Source organism: Pseudomonas asiatica (genome assembly GCF_009932335.1).
In the GTDB taxonomy this organism is placed as follows: domain Bacteria; phylum Pseudomonadota; class Gammaproteobacteria; order Pseudomonadales; family Pseudomonadaceae; genus Aquipseudomonas; species Aquipseudomonas asiatica.
Genome location: NZ_BLJF01000001.1, coordinates 1,688,841 through 1,705,859 on the forward strand (window position 1 = coordinate 1,688,841; position 17,019 = coordinate 1,705,859).

General features: G+C 58.8%; 15 protein-coding genes. 9 read left to right on the forward strand and 6 right to left on the reverse strand.

Going from position 1 to position 17,019, the window contains the following annotated elements:
• Positions 1 to 12 precede the first annotated feature (12 nt).
• The 3 genes from GYA95_RS07980 to GYA95_RS07990 all read right to left on the reverse strand — a co-directional run bounded on the left by GYA95_RS07980 (position 13) and on the right by GYA95_RS07990 (position 3,709).
• A complete protein-coding gene (locus GYA95_RS07980; protein ID WP_015270084.1) occupies positions 13 to 912 on the reverse strand; it encodes a DMT family transporter in 900 nt (299 codons plus the stop codon).
• Positions 913 to 936: 24 nt separating this feature from the next.
• On the reverse strand, positions 937 to 2,448 hold the full coding sequence (locus tag GYA95_RS07985) for a sensor domain-containing diguanylate cyclase (RefSeq protein ID WP_080604863.1): 1,512 nt from the start codon (positions 2,446 to 2,448) through the stop codon (positions 937 to 939).
• 160 nt (positions 2,449 to 2,608) lie between these two features.
• A complete protein-coding gene (locus tag GYA95_RS07990) occupies positions 2,609 to 3,709 on the reverse strand; it encodes an SDR family oxidoreductase (protein ID WP_015270086.1) in 1,101 nt (366 codons plus the stop codon).
• Positions 3,710 to 3,782: 73 nt separating this feature from the next.
• Between GYA95_RS07990 and GYA95_RS07995 the strand changes: the two genes are divergently transcribed.
• The 7 genes from GYA95_RS07995 (at position 3,783) to GYA95_RS08025 (ending at position 11,724) form a co-directional block, all read left to right on the forward strand.
• Complete coding sequence (locus tag GYA95_RS07995; RefSeq protein ID WP_043935564.1) at positions 3,783 to 4,169, forward strand: MerR family transcriptional regulator; 387 nt, start codon at positions 3,783 to 3,785, stop codon at positions 4,167 to 4,169.
• 93 nt (positions 4,170 to 4,262) lie between these two features.
• On the forward strand, positions 4,263 to 4,787 hold the full coding sequence (locus GYA95_RS08000; protein ID WP_015270088.1) for an RNA polymerase sigma factor: 525 nt from the start codon (positions 4,263 to 4,265) through the stop codon (positions 4,785 to 4,787).
• Entirely contained in the window at positions 4,784 to 5,620 is an 837-nt protein-coding gene (locus tag GYA95_RS08005) for a FecR family protein (protein WP_015270089.1), read from the forward strand. Before GYA95_RS08000 ends, GYA95_RS08005 begins: the two co-directional genes overlap by 4 nt.
• Before the next feature lie 77 nt (positions 5,621 to 5,697).
• The gene (locus GYA95_RS08010; protein WP_043935566.1) at positions 5,698 to 8,136 is read left to right on the forward strand and encodes a TonB-dependent siderophore receptor; all 2,439 of its coding nucleotides are present in this window, start codon (positions 5,698 to 5,700) and stop codon (positions 8,134 to 8,136) included.
• Between the two features lie 91 nt (positions 8,137 to 8,227).
• Complete coding sequence (locus GYA95_RS08015; protein ID WP_015270091.1) at positions 8,228 to 8,734, forward strand: GNAT family N-acetyltransferase; 507 nt, start codon at positions 8,228 to 8,230, stop codon at positions 8,732 to 8,734.
• A gap of 277 nt (positions 8,735 to 9,011) precedes the next feature.
• Positions 9,012 to 10,709, forward strand: a complete 1,698-nt coding sequence (gene leuA, locus GYA95_RS08020; RefSeq protein WP_015270092.1) for a 2-isopropylmalate synthase — start codon at positions 9,012 to 9,014, stop codon at positions 10,707 to 10,709.
• Positions 10,710 to 11,007: 298 nt separating this feature from the next.
• On the forward strand, positions 11,008 to 11,724 hold the full coding sequence (locus tag GYA95_RS08025; RefSeq protein ID WP_015270093.1) for an SDR family NAD(P)-dependent oxidoreductase: 717 nt from the start codon (positions 11,008 to 11,010) through the stop codon (positions 11,722 to 11,724).
• A gap of 125 nt (positions 11,725 to 11,849) precedes the next feature.
• Here GYA95_RS08025 and ftrA read toward each other — a convergent pair whose 3' ends face one another.
• On the reverse strand, positions 11,850 to 12,809 hold the full coding sequence (gene ftrA / locus GYA95_RS08030; protein WP_043935568.1) for a transcriptional regulator FtrA: 960 nt from the start codon (positions 12,807 to 12,809) through the stop codon (positions 11,850 to 11,852).
• 95 nt (positions 12,810 to 12,904) lie between these two features.
• On the opposite strand from ftrA, the gene GYA95_RS08035 reads away from it, so the two are divergent.
• Positions 12,905 to 13,339 (forward strand): rhodanese-like domain-containing protein, encoded by a 435-nt coding sequence (locus GYA95_RS08035; protein ID WP_015270095.1) that lies wholly within the window; start codon positions 12,905 to 12,907, stop codon positions 13,337 to 13,339.
• Between the two features lie 348 nt (positions 13,340 to 13,687).
• On the opposite strand, the gene GYA95_RS08040 is transcribed toward GYA95_RS08035, so the two are convergent.
• Positions 13,688 to 15,124, reverse strand: a complete 1,437-nt coding sequence (locus tag GYA95_RS08040; protein ID WP_137137428.1) for an IS1182 family transposase — start codon at positions 15,122 to 15,124, stop codon at positions 13,688 to 13,690.
• A 191-nt stretch (positions 15,125 to 15,315) separates the two neighbouring features.
• Here GYA95_RS08040 and GYA95_RS08045 point away from each other — a divergent pair, with 191 nt between their 5' ends.
• The gene (locus GYA95_RS08045; RefSeq protein WP_015270097.1) at positions 15,316 to 15,798 is read left to right on the forward strand and encodes a GNAT family N-acetyltransferase; all 483 of its coding nucleotides are present in this window, start codon (positions 15,316 to 15,318) and stop codon (positions 15,796 to 15,798) included.
• A 226-nt stretch (positions 15,799 to 16,024) separates the two neighbouring features.
• On the opposite strand, the gene GYA95_RS08050 is transcribed toward GYA95_RS08045, so the two are convergent.
• Positions 16,025 to 16,936 (reverse strand): LysR family transcriptional regulator, encoded by a 912-nt coding sequence (locus tag GYA95_RS08050; RefSeq protein ID WP_015270098.1) that lies wholly within the window; start codon positions 16,934 to 16,936, stop codon positions 16,025 to 16,027.
• Between the last annotated feature and the right edge of the window lie 83 nt (positions 16,937 to 17,019).

Genomic DNA, 17,019 nt, shown 5'->3' on the forward strand with positions numbered 1-17,019 from the left:
CTCGCACGCGTTTCATGCTTTGGACGGCTGTGGCGCTTTCCTGCCCAGTCGGATCAGCTCATTGGAGAAGCACAGGCCGAAGAGAATTAGCCCGGCCCCCAGGTACAACGTGTCCCGCGGTACTTCATTGAGCACCACGAACGCCAGCAGTGCGGCAAACAGCGGCTCGGTCAGCTCCAGCGCCTGGACTTGCGAGGGTTTCAGGTACTCGATGGCCTTGGTGGTACAGAAGAAGCCGAGGATAGTCGGCAACGCAGCCAGCGCCAGCAATGCCAGGACCGCTCCCAGCGACAGTTCACCAATGATGAACCCATCGGTTGCAGCCGGCATCAGCAGGTAGAGACTGCCGAAAAACAATAGTTGCCGAGTGAAATGCAGCCCCCCGGAAACGCCCATGCGCTTCATGGCAACCGAAAATGCACCGTAGCCGCAGCCCCCAGTCGCAGCAAGCATTGCGCCTTGCAGCGTGAAGCCTTGGTCCAGGTCGGCTCCAAAAATCACGGCAATACCGGCTATGGTCAAACCGGCGCCTACTGTCGCATTGGCGGTGATTGGATCCTTGAGGACTATCCGTCCCAGTAATATCGAAGAAATGGACGCGCTTGCCATCAGGATCACCACGACGCCTGCCGCGGCGTAATGGCTATAGGCCGAAGTCTCAAAGTGGAACAGCACAAAAATGCCGAGAAAGGCGCAAACGGCGGCATGGAACCATTTGGCCGTATGCAGTGGCCGCTTGAGGATCAGTAGCAGTGCTGACAGCAACAGGCAGCCGAGGACTGTTTTTATCAGGGCGATGCTGCTGGAACTGAATCCACTGTTCATCAATACCTTGCTGAGTACACCGATCGTTGCATTCAGTGCAGCGGCGCAGAGTGCAAAGAGCAAGCCTTTGCTGAAATGAGATTGCATTTATACATTCCTTGTTATTTGGCTTTATGTCTTCGCCCGGTCGACATGCAGGCGATTGCGGCCGGCCTGCTTGGCGATATAGAGCGCCCGGTCGGCGCGCTCAATCAGTGATGGCGCGCTGTCCAGGGCCGTACCATCGGAGCAGGCGATACCGATACTGGCGGTTATGTGTCCGAATGGGCTGCCTTTGTGAGGGATGGCTTGCAAGGCCAGGCGCTCGAGCATCAGCCTGGCGACGACGGCCGCTCCATCGTTGTCGGTATCGGGCAGGATTACCGCCATTTCCTCACCCCCGTAGCGTGCCAGCAGGTCGCGAGGGCGGCGAATGCAGGAGGAGAGCAGGGAGGCTATCTGCTGCAGGCAGGCATCGCCCGCCGGATGCCCGTAGGTGTCGTTGTAGGGTTTGAAATGATCGATGTCGATCATCAGCAAAGCCAGCGTGGTGCCATTGCGATGGGCCGTGCGGATTTCCTGAGTCAGCGCTTCGTCAAAGCAGCGCCGGTTGGCAAGCCCCGTGAGCGCATCGTGCATCGCCAGGCTCTCGAGCTGCTGGTTGCTGTCGAGTAGCCGTTGCTGGGTCAGTCGAAGCTCGCTTTCGATCGCATTTCGCCGGCTCATGGCGCGAATCAACAGCCAGCCAATGGCCCCGGTCAGTGCCAGCAGCACAGCGACCACCAGCGTTGACAGCAGCGCCTCGAGCCGCCAGGCCGAGAGTGCCTCCTGCTTGCCCAGCGCGACCGTTGTCACCAAAGGTAGCTTGTCGCTCTTGCGAAACGCATAGAGGCGCTCCACGCCGTCCAGGCTGGAGGTGAACGATGCAGTGCCTGCTGACTGGTCGACGAGATACTTGGTAAAGATGGGCGACTTCGAAAAGTTGCGACCCATGTCCTGTTCCCGAAACGGGTAGCGCACCAGCATGGAACCGTCGGTATAGGCCAGCCCGATGGCACCCTCATGGCCGACATCGAGTTTGCCGAATAGCTGCAGGAAGTTCTCCACGCCAAGCGTCATGGCGACAACGCCGGCGAATTCGCCATGGTCATCGTTGAACCGTCGGCTGATGGTGATCACCCATTCCTGGTTGACGCGGCTACGGATTGGCAGGCCGATGAAAGGGTCGCGGGACGGGTCGTCACGATGGTGTATGAAAAAGGCGCGGTCGCTGCTGTTGGCACCGACGGGGGTCGGCTGGTTGGACGACATCAGCCAGCGTCCGTCCCTGGCGTAGATCATGATGCCGCTCATTGGCGGCATCAATGGTTGCTGGCGCTTGACCAGTTGATCCAGCCGCTCGATCTGCGCAGGTCCGGAGCCTTCGGTTTCCAGGCGCTCGACCAGCCCGAGCAGTAGCATTGAGCTCTGACGGACAATACCTTCCGAATAGGTGGACAATGCCTGGGTCAGGTTAAGGCCATGGACATTGACGTCTTCCAGGGCACGCTCGCGAGAAGCCATGACCTTCCACAGCGTTAGCGAGGCGAGAGAGCAACCGATGACCGATAGCAGTAGCACAACGAGGTGGATGTCACGCTTCACGTCAATTCACACGCCTTTTTCCCTAAAGACCAAGTTGAGCGTCGGCACGCTTTAACTAACCAGACGGTCAGGAAGTAACCATCCGGTTCATGTGCAACAATATAACACCGAAGTTGCTGGAATGTTCGACAGAATCACGCGTTCTATCAGAACCCGTTTGTTATCTTCCGGCAGGGTATGCAGAAGTATCAACATGACGATTGGGCAAGTAACCCTCAACGTAGCGCACCGTCTTTTCCAAAGTTCGCGTCATGTCGGGATGGGCCAACTGATACTTTCGTTCCAGTTGCTGGCTGTCGTTCATGTCGAACCGCTGCGTCTGGATGAAGTTCAGTGACTCCGCGCTGATCGATAATCGGTTGGCCAGTCCTGGAATCGCCAACAGCCACTTCAGCAACCCTATGGGTACATGGCGGCGGGGGGGCTCTATATCCAGCGTTTGTGCCATTTGCTCAAGCATACCCTGCAGGTTCGGCGTGTGCTCATACAGCGCCAGGACCTGCCGGTTGACCATTGATGGGTCGAACGCCACGCAGGTCATCATCTTTACCAGGTAATCAACGCTGACCAGCGGCAACCAGTGCCTGGCGGAGCCGGGGACAGCCTTGAACCGGCCCAGTGCCAGGTTTCTGATGAGGTCCACCAGAGGTTGACCTTCAGGGATATGCCCACTCTCGCTGTGACCACATACCGTAGCAGGATGAACGATCGAGTAATCTGCGCCTACCTCCTGCATGTAACGGACGACCGAGAAATGGGACTCCAGCTTGCTGCCTTCGTAGCCCCCGACACGGCCGTATACTGCAGGCCAATTGGTGTTTTCAGGGTGCGCGTTATCAACCCCGATACTTGCAAGATGGGTAAGGTTCTGCAGCATATAACCGCCAGCCATCAGCAAGCGGATACGCTGGCTCGCCGCAAGCCTGGCGACCCTCAGCGCCCCGTGTACGTTGACTGCGCGGGCCTGTTCCATTGTAAGGCCCCAGGTAAACTGCGCCGCGAGGTGAAAGACCACGGCGGCCGAAGTTACGCATTGCCTGTCTGCTTCGCTGAGTCCAAGCCCATCCCTGCTGATGTCTCCTTCAACTGCGTTTAAATACGCGGGATTACCTCCCAGTTGGCCTACCTGCTCTTTGAGGCGTTCGATGTTTGCAGGGTTGCGCATGAGCACCCAGGTCTTGTGCCCTGTCGCGGTAAGATGGGCCAGCAGATGTTGACCCACAAACCCACTGCCGCCAGTGACGAAGCATTCCACGCTCATATCTGAATCCTTGTCTGGATGATCAGTGCAGGCTAAGGTGTAGAGCCTACTCTACAGTCAAGGAATTTTTATCGTGAATGTCGGAGAGTTGGAGCGCCGGAGTGGGGTGGGCCGCCATACATTGCGTTATTACGAGCAACTCGGGCTTATCGTGGCCCATCGCCAAGCCAACAATTACCGCAGCTACAGCGACCAGACCGTTGTTGACCTGGCCTTTATTCAAAGTGCCCAGAGTGGCGGTTTTTCGCTCGCCGAGATTGGCGACATCCTTGCGGCCAAGCGCGGTAACACGATCGATTGCGCCCAAGGCGCGATGTTGGTAGCCGGCAAGATGGCCGAAATTCAAGCGAAGATCACCACGCTGCAAGCCGCCTATGTGTTTCTGGATGCGGAGCGTGCAAAGCTGGAAGCCAGTGCCATTGCCAACGGTCTGACCATTCCTCGCCCTCTCTCGGTTTAGCATGGCTCGATGCTGTAGCTTGTTTATTCGCAATTATTTCTCATTTACACTTGTGTCTTGTTTTCGAGGCCTACCTCTTATCCAGGATGCATCGTGTCGTTCGATCCCGCCAAACCGTCGCTGCTGTCTACATTGGTCCGTCACTATGACGAGCTGGTGGACCACATTCGCCGACGCTTCGGCGACAGAAGCGTGGCGCGCGATGTAGTGCATGACGTGTGTGTGCAGTTGCTTGAGCGCGGTGAGAAAGAAGACGTCAGAACCCCACTGGCCCTGCTACGAAAAATATCCCACGACACCGCCGTGAGCCGCTATCGTAGCGATCGCCGCCGAGGCGCCTGGGTAGAGGCAATTTCCGAGCTGCCAGAGGTGGCCTGCCCGGCAGCCACCCCGGTGACCAGGTATGACAGCGCGCGCGAGTTTCAACTGCTCGTCAACGCTATCGCAGACCTCCCACCACGCTGCCAGGCTGTTTTCGTCATGCACAAGATTCACGAAATCCCCCAGGCAGAAGTAGCTGCGCGCCTCGGTATTTCCCTGAAGACTGTGGAAAAGCATCTGCGCCTGGGGTTGGCGGCGTGCAGGCAACGGCTTGGGCGCGATGAGGTGCATCCATGACCAGGCAGCCCGAACAGGCGCCATTGGACGAGGCACTGGGGCGACATCGTGAAGAGCTCAAGCAGCTGTTCCCCATGCCGCCGTTCAGGCCAGCGCCCTCCAAAGCGGTGAAGTCGGCCGGCATTACACTAGCGGTTGCGATCGCCTTTGCGGCCCTGGCGTGGCTGAACCCTGCCTACAAGAGCGAGCGTTTCGCTACCGCCATTGGTGAGCGGCGCGCTGTGCTGCTGAGCGATGGAAGCAAGCTGCTGCTCGACAGTGGCACGCATGTCGATATCAGTTGGCGTCTGCTCAGCCGCGAAGTCGACCTGCGCGCAGGGCAGGCGCTTTTCGATGTGTCCTCGGCCGTGTACCGCCCCTTCGTAGTGTCCGCTGGCATGGCGAAAGTCGAGGTGCTCGGTACTCTGTTCAATGTCCGCCGGCTGGATAACGACGCGGTGCGTGTGACCCTGGCCCGTGGGCGCGTGGACGTCACCGCTGCAGCTGCAGCACAGGCGCCTGTCACCCTGAGGCCAGGGCAACAGGTCGACTCGATTGGCGGGCAACTGATGCCGGTTGCAAAGGCTGACGCCTCCAAGGCGATGGCATGGAAAGATGATCGCATCGTGTTCGAGCAGACGCCGCTGGATGAAGCGGTGTCGTTGTTGCGCCACTATCGCAAGGCCCCCATCGAGCTGAGCGACCCAAGCCTGGCCGCACTCAAGGTGACGGGGGTGTTCGAAGCGCGCAATGTCGACCTGCTACTGGATCTGCTGCCCAGCATCCTGCCTGTCGCCGTGCTGCAGGTAGGGGACGGCAGCGTCCGGATTCAACGCAAACCGACAAGAAAATAATTCTCAGTCGCAGGTAGGGTTTCTCGATCCCCATGGCGGCTACTGAAAAAGCCCAACCACAAAAAGGAACTCGAGAAGTGCATTTTCCCCTCCGCAGTCGCCAGCTACGCCTGTCATTGCTTGCCAGTAGCCTGCTCATCGCAATGTCGGCCCAGGGCCGGGAAAAGGTGAACGTGGATCTCCCCGCTGCACCGCTGGGCGAGGCCATCAACGCGCTCGCACAGCAGTCTTCGGTACAGATCATCTTCGCCAGCGATCTTGGTGCAGGCCGAAACGCGCCTGCGGTGAAGGGGCGGTTCACACCCGAGGAAGCACTTCAAACGCTGCTCAAGGATACTGGCTTGCAGGTACAGGCCAAGGATGAGCGCACGTTCGTCATCGTCGCGCAGGGGGGCCCTGCATCAAGTGCTGGAATCCAGAGCGGACCCGTGGAAATGGCCCAGACGGAAATCACCGCCTCGCGCACCAGCAGCAGCCTGGTTTCCGCGACGCGGCAATCCACCATTCTCGAGCATGAACAACTGCAGGAGCTGCGCCAGGGGTCAGAGAGCCTGGCTACGGTACTGGCCAAGGCGGTTCCCGGCATGTCCGACTCCAGCCGCACCGTCACCGAGTATGGCCAGACCCTGCGCGGGCGCAGCATGCTGGTCATGGTCGACGGGGTGCCGCTCAATACCAACCGCGACTCCTCGCGCAACCTGGCCAACATCGACCCGGCACTGATCGAACGGGTCGAAGTCATTCGTGGCAGCAGCGCCATCTACGGCAGCGGCGCCACGGGGGGCATCATCTCCATTACCACACGGCCCGCGGGTGGTGAAAACCGCGCCGAAACCAGCCTGAGCGCGACCTCGCCGCTGACCCGCCTTGGCAGCGATGGCCTGGGGGGGCAGTTCCAGCAATATTTCGCGGGCTCTCAGGGTGCGGTGGACTACTCGTTCGACTTCGGTACCCGCCATATCGGTGCCTCGTATGATGCGCACGGTGACCGGATCGCCCCGGAGCCAAGCCAAGGCGACCTGTTCGATTCGAACATCTACAACATTGGCGGCAAGCTGGGGCTGCACATTGACGAGAACCAGCGAGTGCAGCTTGCAGTCAGCCACTACGATGCCCGCCAGGACACCGATTACGCTACCGACCCAAGCGTCGCGAAACTCCCTGCTGGCTCTGTGCCGGCCAATACGATCAAGGGCCTGGATCTTGACGAGCAGAACCGCATTCGCAACACGCTGGTGAACCTGGAGTATGAAAATCTCGACATCCTCGGGAGCCGGCTTTCTGCCCAGATGTACTACCGGGACTACTTCACACGCTTCACCCCGTTCGATGCCCGTGCCGTTGCCACCCGCGGCGGCAATGTTGACCAGATCATGCAAAACAGCGAAGTCTTCGGAAGCCGCCTGACCCTGCGCACGCCGATTGGCGACAGCGGCAGTACCGAACTGGTGTGGGGTGGTGACTATAACCAGGAGCGCAGCGACATGCCGCTCGATGTCTTCGACCCGGCGGCTTATGACGCCAGTGGCGGCCTGGTTTTCGACAAGACTGGCAAGCTCACGTACATGCCCCCGTTGAGGACGCGGAGCGCCGGTGCCTTCGCCCAGCTGCAGCATCGCTTCGATGAGCATTGGTCGGTCGACGGCGGCCTGCGCTACGAATACTCCACCGCCGAATTCGATGACTTCGTTCCGTTGTCCGAATCCACGTCTGCCTCCCCGGTGGCGGTGAAGGGTGGCGACATTCATTACGATGCGGTGCTGTCGAACCTGGGCATCGTCTACTCGCCGGTACTCGGCCAGGAAATCTACGCCTCCTTCAGCCAGGGCTTCCAGTTGCCCGACGTGGGCATCCAACTGCGCAATGCGCGCCGTGGCTTCGACATCGGCGCATCGAACCTGGAACCGGTCAAGACCAACAACTATGAGCTTGGCTGGCGAGGAGACCTGGGCAGCAACACACTCGGCACCCTGGCGCTGTTCTACACCACCTCCAAACTGGGGGATGTACAAAGTTTCAACAACGGCCTGATTCTGACCCGCACCAAGGAGCGTATCTACGGTGCTGAAGCCAGTGCCGATTGGCTGTCGGACGATGCGGTGTGGGGCGCAGGGGGGAGTGCGACCTGGATGCGCGGACGAGAAAAACCGGACGGTAAAGACTGGCAAGACATGACCGGCTATCGCGTTCCGCCGCTGAAGCTGACCGCCTACGTGCAATACAAGCCGACCCTGGATTGGAGCAACCGCTTGCAAGCCACGTTCTTCGATGCCAAGGACTACAGGCTCGATGGGTTGGACAGCTTTGGTCGACATCAGGTTAGCAGTTATACGACAGTCGACCTGGTCAGCCAGTACCAGATCACCGCAGACGACAAGGTGAGCGTCGGCATCCAGAACCTGTTCAACCGCGACTACTACCCGCTCTACAGCCAGTTGCTGCGCAATAACAACAACACCAGCCACTTGCCGGCACCCGGCACGGTATTGACTGCCAGTTACACGCACAATTGGTAAGGTAGTGAAAAACCACCGGGCTCGATGTCGGCCCCGGTGGTCATTGTCATGTTTCACACCAATAGCTGGCTTGTAGGGTAGGGAGTCTACGATGGAACGGTCTTGCACCACTTATTATCTGGAAATGGTCTCGGCATCCGAGCTGAAGGAAAAACCACAGCCTCACGAACTCCAGATCATTGAATGTGAAGTGCCTCAGGCGGAATTCAATCGGTTTCTGTACAAGCTGGTAGGCACACCTTGGGAGTGGGGCGATCTTGACACCTGGGGGATTTCTGACTGGCAGGCACTCGTCGAACAGGATTGCCACCGTACCTGGGTTGCCTATTACCGTGGTGCGATAGCTGGCTATTACGAGCTCTATCGCCCCGATGGCAGTAACGCAGAGATACGCTACTTCGGGCTGGCACCTCAATTCCTGGGGTGTGGCTTCGGCGGAGCGCTCCTGAGCCATGCTGTCCGATCTGCGTGGGGATGGAGCGGTACAGAGCGGGTGTGGGTACATACCTGCACCTTCGACCATCCTGCCGCGCTTCGAAATTATCAGGCGCGAGGGTTCCGTATCTTCAAGCAAGAGGAGACGGAAGCAAGCCAATAAGCGCTTTTTCATGAAGGCGCATTCGCCTTTGCCGGATTTTGGGGCTGTAGCTTCCGACGGGATGGTGCTGAAGGCAGTCTGTGGCTGCCTATTTTCATTTTTCGATATAAAAATCCATTTTTTCATTGTTTATAACAATAAATGTTCGCAAGTTACCGAATTGATGCTGAATAACGCAATCGAGGTAAGCCAGGTTCTGTGTAAATTGGATCCAATATTTTGGCTTGTCCATCACGGGCAAGTACAAGGTGTTACACAGGCCCAGGAGAAAGCCGCCATGATGCTTAAGGATCCATCAATCAAATATCGCCATTTCGCCACAGTCGACCTGCCAGACCGCCAGTGGCCCAATCAGGTCCAGAAGGTCGCTCCCACCTGGTGCAGCGTCGACATGCGAGACGGTAACCAGGCACTGATCGAGCCGATGAACGCCGAACGCAAGCGTCGATTCTTCGACCTTTTGGTGAAGGTTGGTTTCAAGCAGATCGAGGTTGGCTTCCCGGCAGCATCGCAAACCGATTTCGACTATGTGCGTGAATTGATCGAGAGCGGTCGGATCCCCGAAGATGTGACTATCCAGGTCATGACACAGGCCCGTACACACTTGATCGAGCGTACCTTCGAAGCGCTCAAGGGGGCGCCACGTGCCATCGTTCATGTGTACAACGCAACGGCTCCCGTATTTCGTGATGTGGTGTTCGGCGTGGATCGCGCAGGTTGCATCGGCATCGCCACGCAGGCTACCCGGGAGATCAAGGCGCTGATGCAGGCCAATCCGCAGACGCAGTGGACTTACCAGTATTCACCAGAAACCTTCTGCTTCACCGAGCTCGATTTTGGCCTGGAAATTTGCGAAGCGGTGATAGACGTATTCGAACCGTCTCCCACCAACAAGATGATCCTGAACCTGCCTACCACCGTGGAAGTTTCGACCGCCAACGTGTTCGCCGACCAGATCGAATGGTTCTGCCGCCACGTACGCAAGCGCGACAGCGTGATCATCAGTATCCACCCGCACAATGACCGTGGCACAGGTGTGTCTACCGCCGAGCAGGCCTGCCTGGCAGGCGCCGAGCGGGTCGAGGGCACCTTGTTCGGCAATGGTGAGCGCACCGGTAATGTCGATATCCTGACCTTGGCCATGAACCTCTACACCAGTGGCATCAGCCCGGAGCTGGATTTCTCTGACATCATCCATGTCCAGCGTGAGGTCGAGTTCTGCAACCAGTTGCCGACCCATCCACGCCATCCCTATGCGGGAGAGCTGGTGTTCACGGCATTTTCCGGCTCTCACCAGGACGCCATCAAGAAGGGCTTCGCCCAACGGCGGAAAAACCCCGACGGTTTCTGGGAGGTGCCGTACCTGCCGATCGACCCGGCCGACATGGGGCGCAGCTATGAGGCAGTCATCCGGGTCAACAGCCAGTCAGGCAAGGGTGGTGTGGCCTATCTCCTGGAGCAGCAGGGTATCGTCCTGCCGCGTCGGTTACAGATGGAGTTCAGCGGCCTGGTGCAGCAGGTCGCCGATAGTGAAGGGAGGGAGATCACCAGCGAAATGATCTTGTCGTGCTTCACCAGAAACTACCTGGAGCAGGGTAATCCCTACGCCTTGCTGCACCCCATGGTCACCACTGACGAAGCCTGCACTTACCTTGACGCTCAACTGCTGGTCGAGGGTGAACGCCTGGCGTTCGCTGGCAAGGGTAATGGCCCAGTGGCCGCACTGGTCCATGCGTTCGCCCAGCAGGGGCTGGTCTTCGATATTGCCGATTACCACGAGCACGCCGTGCGTGATGGTGCTGAGGCCGAAGCCATTGCCTACATCGAAATACGTGTCAAGAACCAGTTGCTGTTTGGCGTGGGCAGGGACGGCAGCACACTCCAGGCATCACTCAAGGCTGTGGTGAGTGCTGTCTGCCGGGCCACGCGCCTGGGGCTGCTCGATACAGTGAAAAGCACGGTCGCCACGGCTTGAGGGATACTGGCTGGCGCTGTTCGGCGGTGTGGTGACCAATGCTGCTGCGGCCACGGCGGAAAAGGTGAAATGCCAGCCTTGTAACCCTGAACCGCTATTGACCTCGAGTTAACTCAAGGTTTTAGAGTGGCGTGGCGGCACACTCGCTGCTTGCGCAAACGAACTCGCAAGCACCAGAAATGGACACTCCGACTTCACTGCTGGTTTTCCAGATTATCGGCTTCATCGCCTTGGGCCTGTCGAAGGCGATGACCGATCCAGTGAGGCCTGGAGCGGATCAGGGAAAGAGGAACAGCATGTGAAGACGATGATCGTAGGCGCCAGCAGAGGCCTGGGGCGGGCTTTGCTCGAAGGCCTCGGCAAGCCCGGGGACACGCTGATTGGCGTATCACGCAAACAGCCGAAAGATCTGGCCCTTGCGCCGGGCATCGACCTGTACTGGATCGATGCCGACCTTTCCGAGCCAGTGGCGGCTGTAGCACGGATCGCGGACCGAACACCTGCCGATCTGGACGTACTGATATACAACGTCGGCATCTGGGAAGAGCATGCCTTCAGCGAGCACTATGCATTCTCCGAAGACAGCGACGAATCGATCACCCGGCTGGTCGAGGTGAACGTCACCGCCACGCTGCTTCTTCTCAAACGCCTGATACCCAGGTTGCTCGGTGCTCCCCGGCCGCAGTTGATCCTCACCGGCTCGACTTCGGCTCTTCGCCAGAGCGGGCGCCCGGAGGTAGCGTTCGGTGCCTCCAAGTTCGCCCTCAACGGCATGGCTGATGCGCTACGCGAAGGCTTCAGGGATGACAACCTGGCGGTGACCGTGCTTCAGCTGGGTTACCTGAATACCGATGACGCCCTGTCCACGCCATTGGTGCAGGCTGCTGCGCGAGGTGAGCGGCGTTGGGTACCGGTACATGATGTGGTCACCATGGTCGATGCGTTGTTGCGCCTGTCAGGGGCTTCATTCGTACGGGAGTTGATCTTGCCCGCGATCGGGGATGAGCGCTTCTGACGCCACAACGGTCAGTCGCCCTGAGTCCGGATAGCAGCTGACGCGTACCAGGGCGCGACAGAATCGACATGCACGTGTTTCTGCTTCCTTGGCAGAAACGGTGTACCAAAGGTACCGCTGAACGGTCAGTGGTTGCCAAACTGCGCACGATACCTCATGGGCGCCAACCCCACGATCTTGCGAAATGCTGCCCGGAAACTTTCCGCCGAGGCGAACCCGCAGCGTTCGGCGATTTGCTCATTGCTCAATGGGCTGCTTTCCAGCAACTCACGCGCCACGTTCATGCGCACCTGAAGCAGCCAGGTTTTCGGCGTGATGCCTGTCGCTTCGATGAAGCGTCGCAGGAAGGTTCGTTCGCTCATCAGTGCCTTCGCTGCCAGCTGCTTGACCGTAAGCGGCCTGCCCACATGCAAGGTCGCCCACTCCAGCACCGCGGCAAGATCATCGCGAGGCTTCTGGGCAAGGGGTGCGGGGAAGAACTGTGTTTGCCCTCCGGAACGCTGGGGTGCCATAACCAGGCGACGGGCAACGGTGTTGGCAACCTGCGTACCAAAGTCTCGACTCACCAGGTGCAGGCAGGCATCTATACCGGCAGCGCTGCCTGCCGAGGTAATCAGCTGGCCGCAGTCTACGTAAAGCACGCCTGGGTCTACTTCAATGAGTGGATAGCGTGCCGCGAGTTCGTCCGTATAGCGCCAGTGGGTGGTGGCACGCTTGCCGTCCAGAAGGCCCGCAGCCGCGAGCACGAACACCCCCGAACAGATGGAAAGCAACCGCGCCCCGCGTTGATACGCGGCGCGCAAGGCGTCCAGCAGCACCTGCGGCGGGCGCTCATCGCGGCTACGCCAGCCCGGAATGATGATGGTATGGGCATCAACGAGCGACTCCAAGCCGAACTCGGCAATGACCTGCATGCCACCTGCCGCGTGCATTGGTGCGGGATCGACGGCGACGATGCGATGCGTGTACCAGGCGAATTCGAACTCCGGGCGTGGCAGCCCGAAGATCTCCACGGCAATGCCGAACTCGAAGGTGCACAGCCCGTCATAGGCCAGCACGGCGACCAAACCAGGGTTCGTGAGCATTGGCGGAAAACTACCGGTGACTGTCGAGTGCGCCACTGTAGCGGTACAGGCGGGCTTCCTACAATGGGCGCACCTTCAACCGAGGAGTGAAATCCATGCCAAGCCTGGTCAGCGAATATCCTGCCGCAAGCCCATCCGAAGCCCTGCTTCATTTCAGCCGCCGTCTGGCGTTCGAGACGGATTGTTCGGATGTTGAACGTAGCCAGCGGTCGGGTGATGTCGACTATGTGCTGGTAGATGTAAGGAGCAGCGAGGCGTTTGCGCAAGGCCATGTGCCGGGCGCGATCAATATTCCTGGCCGCACCATCAGCGCAGAACGCATGGCTGACTATGCGCGCCAGACGCTTTTCGTTGTTTATTGCGCGGGGCCGCATTGCAATGGCGTACATCGGGCGGCGGTTCGTTTGGCTGAGCTGGGTTTTCCGGTGAAAGAAATGATTGGCGGGGTTACCGGCTGGCTTGACGAAGGGTTTTCGTTGGAGGGTGCGGACGTTGCTGCACAGGGTAACGGCGTTTCATGTGCATGTTGAGTCGAGAGGGCACAGTTCGAGCGGCATCACCCGAGGACGTACCCGGCCTGATCGAGCACATGCGAGCATCGGAAAGTTTTTCCGAATATCGATGAGCAGCTCTCTCTGCATTGATGAGCCTTCCCACAGATAGTGTTATCTCGCTAGCCTCTGTTGAATGTCCGCAATGGGGCCAGGCTGTGTGAAAACGCTAATAAGTACGTCGAGTAGCGAAAGAAGCTGGGGCACCCTGTCAATTCAGCAGATCTGAGTGCTGATCTACCTCAGTCGGGCCCGGACGCGGCCTGCGCTATTTGGGCCGCGGCAGCAGCCCGAATAGCCGTATACGGACGCAAAAAATGCGTGACCTCAAGTCCTGATCGCTTCAATCAGCCCAGCAATGCCAAAGATGCTCATCATTCGTTTGAGATTGTAGGCAAGCACGTGAAGGCTCATTTCGGTGCTTACCCTCGGTAGGGTTTTGGTCAGGAAGTGAGTGCTTCCCATCCAGTATTTGAGCGTTCCGAAGGGATGCTCCACCGTCTGCCGACGAACCTTCATCTTTCCTGGGTCATGCTCCAATCGGATCTGCACGGCTTCGACTACCGTTTCATGCTCCCAGCGCTTCAATCGGCGTTCCTTACCCGTCGTACACTGCTTCTGCATGGAGCAACTTTGGCAGCCAGAGAACCAGTAGGAGTGCAGCAACATACCGTCTTTCACCGAAGAATGCCTGCGGGTCAGTAGTTGATCCGCAGGGCATCGGTATTCATCCGATGCAGCGATGTAGATGAAGTCCTGCTTGCCGAATCGGCCTTCCGCTTTGCTGCTTGATGTCAGCGGCTTCGGGACAAAAGTGGTGATCCCTGCCTGCTCGCAAGCAAGTATCTCCGGACCTTTGTAATTGCCTCGGTCGGCGACCACTGTCAGCGACTCAGCGCCGATCTCTTCGCGTGCCTGGTTCGCCATATTGCTCAGCTGCGTTCGGTCATTGCCAACATTAGTGACTTCATGAGCAATGATCAGATGGTATTTGTCATCGACTGCTGTTTGTACGTTGTAGCCAACCGTGCCAGTACCTCGGCCACTCGTGGCCATTGAGCGTGCATCAGGATCGGTAAGAGAGATTTGCTGATCTGGGCTGGCGTGAAGCTGCGCTTCAATGTCCTTTAGCTTTGTCATCTGCTGTTTCAGCTTTTCTATTTTTTCGCTCAGCCGTTCAGCCTTGGCCTCGGCGACCTCGGGCGCCGCCCGATCCGCCGAATCCAGCGCCGCAAGATAGCGGTCAATGCTCTGCTCGATCTGCTGCATGCGCGCCTTGATCTTGCCCTGGGTGAAGTTGCGGTCGCGGTTATTTACGGCTTTGAATTTGCTGCCGTCGATGGCAATGATCGACTGGGAGAAAAGATTGAGGTTGCGGCACAGCACTACGAATTGCCGGCACACGCCGCGAATAGCTTTACCGTTGTCTCGCCGAAAGTCAGCAATCGTTTTGAAGTCAGGAGCCAACCGGCCCGTTAACCACATCAGCTCGACGTTGCGCTCTGCCTCGCGCTCAAGCCGGCGGCTGGACTGAATCCGGTTGAGGTAGCCATAGATGTAGATTTTCAGCAGGACTGCTGGATGGTAGGCCGGACGACCCGTAGCAGCCGGATCGACACCCTCGAATCCGAGCGCTCCGAGGTCGAGTTCATCGACGAAAACGTCAACCACCCGAACAGGGTTTTCTTCGGTGATGTAATCATCCAGGCACTCCGGCAGCAGCGTGACTTGCGTCCGGGCCTCACCCTCAATGAACCGCTTCATGATCGTCCCCGCCACGATCTCGACGATCAGAAGGTTAGATAATCGCAGGGTTTTTTCACAGCCTGGACCCGAAGCTGCCGGTCTATAACGTCTCGCGCATGGAAGTGTCTGTTAGCAGAGGCGTTGTTGCATATCTCTAAGTCGGATGTTCTGGTATAAAAATACCCCTACCCAAGTCACGGACGACGACCATGCAGATACGCAAGATGACTCAGGAAGACCTGCCAAGCGCCAACGCCCTGTGCTTGGAGGCGTTCATGCTAGCGGTTGCGCCATCGCTGTCTGCCCAGGGCGTGGAAACCTTCGCAAAGGTGGTTGCTCAGAAGGCGTTTGCCGAACGAATGGTAAGTGACAACCTGATGCTGGTTTGTGTCGCGGAGGGAACCCTGGTCGGGCTGATCGAGCTGAAGGAAGGGCGCCATGTGGCGATGCTGTTCGTTGCGCCGGCCTGGCAGCGCCACGGCGTTGGGAGGCGCTTGATGAATGCGGCTCTGGAGCAGGCCAGGGCCAATGTAGTAACAGTTAGAGCGTCGCTATCTTCAGTGGCCGCTTATGAACGTTACGGTTTTGCGTTGGCAGGGGAAGTGGGCGAGCTTGCCGGGCTGATCTACCAACCGATGGAGAAGTGGTTGACCATTTCAAGCGCCGTCTACGACCCAGGCTGCTGTTCTTAATGACTTCAAATGGCCGTTAGGGGCCTTGCGCCAAGGGCCGTAATGGGTCGTTAGTCGCCGTTCGTGGACAATTGCTGTCGGCCCAGAGACCGGCCGCTTCGCGGCCCCGTCGCCTTCGACCCGCGCCCGGCGCGGTCGGCAAATAGGCGGCACGCTATGCCCGTTGAACGGCGGGTCAGCCCAGATCCATGGAGCGATGAGGCGAGCGAAGGTTTCGCCGTGTGTGCTAACCGGCCCCTGTTTGAAACAAGCCCCGCACCACCTCCCTGATCCAGCGATTCCCGCTGTCTTGCTGGTACCGTGCGTGCCAGTGCTGCTTGACCGTGAAACCTTCCACTGCAAACGGGCAATCGTGCACGTGCAAACCATGCATGTCGGCGAGTGTCTGGCCGATGTGCCGTGGCAACGTAGCCACCAGGTCGGTCGACCCGACAATCATCCCCAACCCCAGAAACGCCGGCAGCTCCAGCATGATCCTGCGTTCGATGCCGGCCCGCGCCAGGCCAGCCTCCAGTAACTTCTGCCCGGTCCCGGCACTGATTTGTACATGCCCCTCGGCCTGGTAACCCGCCACGCTCATGCCGTTGCTCAATCGAGGGTGTAGCGGGTTGCTCAGGCAGACCCAGTCCTGCTCGAACAACACTTGCTGATACATCCCCGCACCCAGCCAGGGCACGAAGCCGATGGCCAGGTCCGCCTCGCCCGACTCCAGCGCGCTCTCGGTATTGCCATCGATGCGTGCAGCTTCCAGGCGAATACCCGGCGCGTGGGTGCGCAGGTGGTTGAGGATGCTGGGCAGCAGGGTGATATGGCTGGCATCACTGACGCACAGGCGAAAGCGCCGCTGCGCCGTGGCCGGAACGAACTGCGGCTCCCAGGTAGTCAGGCGCCGCAGCGATTCCAGCACCTCGCGGCATGGCCCGATCAGCTGGTCTGCCCGCGGGGTTGGCGCCATGCCGCCTGGCGTACGCACGAACAGTGGGTCGTTCAACTCTTCACGCAAGCGCCCCAACCAGATGCTCACGGTAGGTTGGCTCTGGCCGAGCTGTTCAGCACTGCGAGTGACGCTGCGGCATTGATACAGCACATCGAACAGTTGCAGCAGCTTGGGGTCGGGCAAAGCGTCGAGCGCACTCATTATTGCGAAATCCAATAAGTGTATTGAGTCCATTGTATAGCCGAAATAAGGCTCGCTGCATAAGGTAGTCGCAAACCACAGGA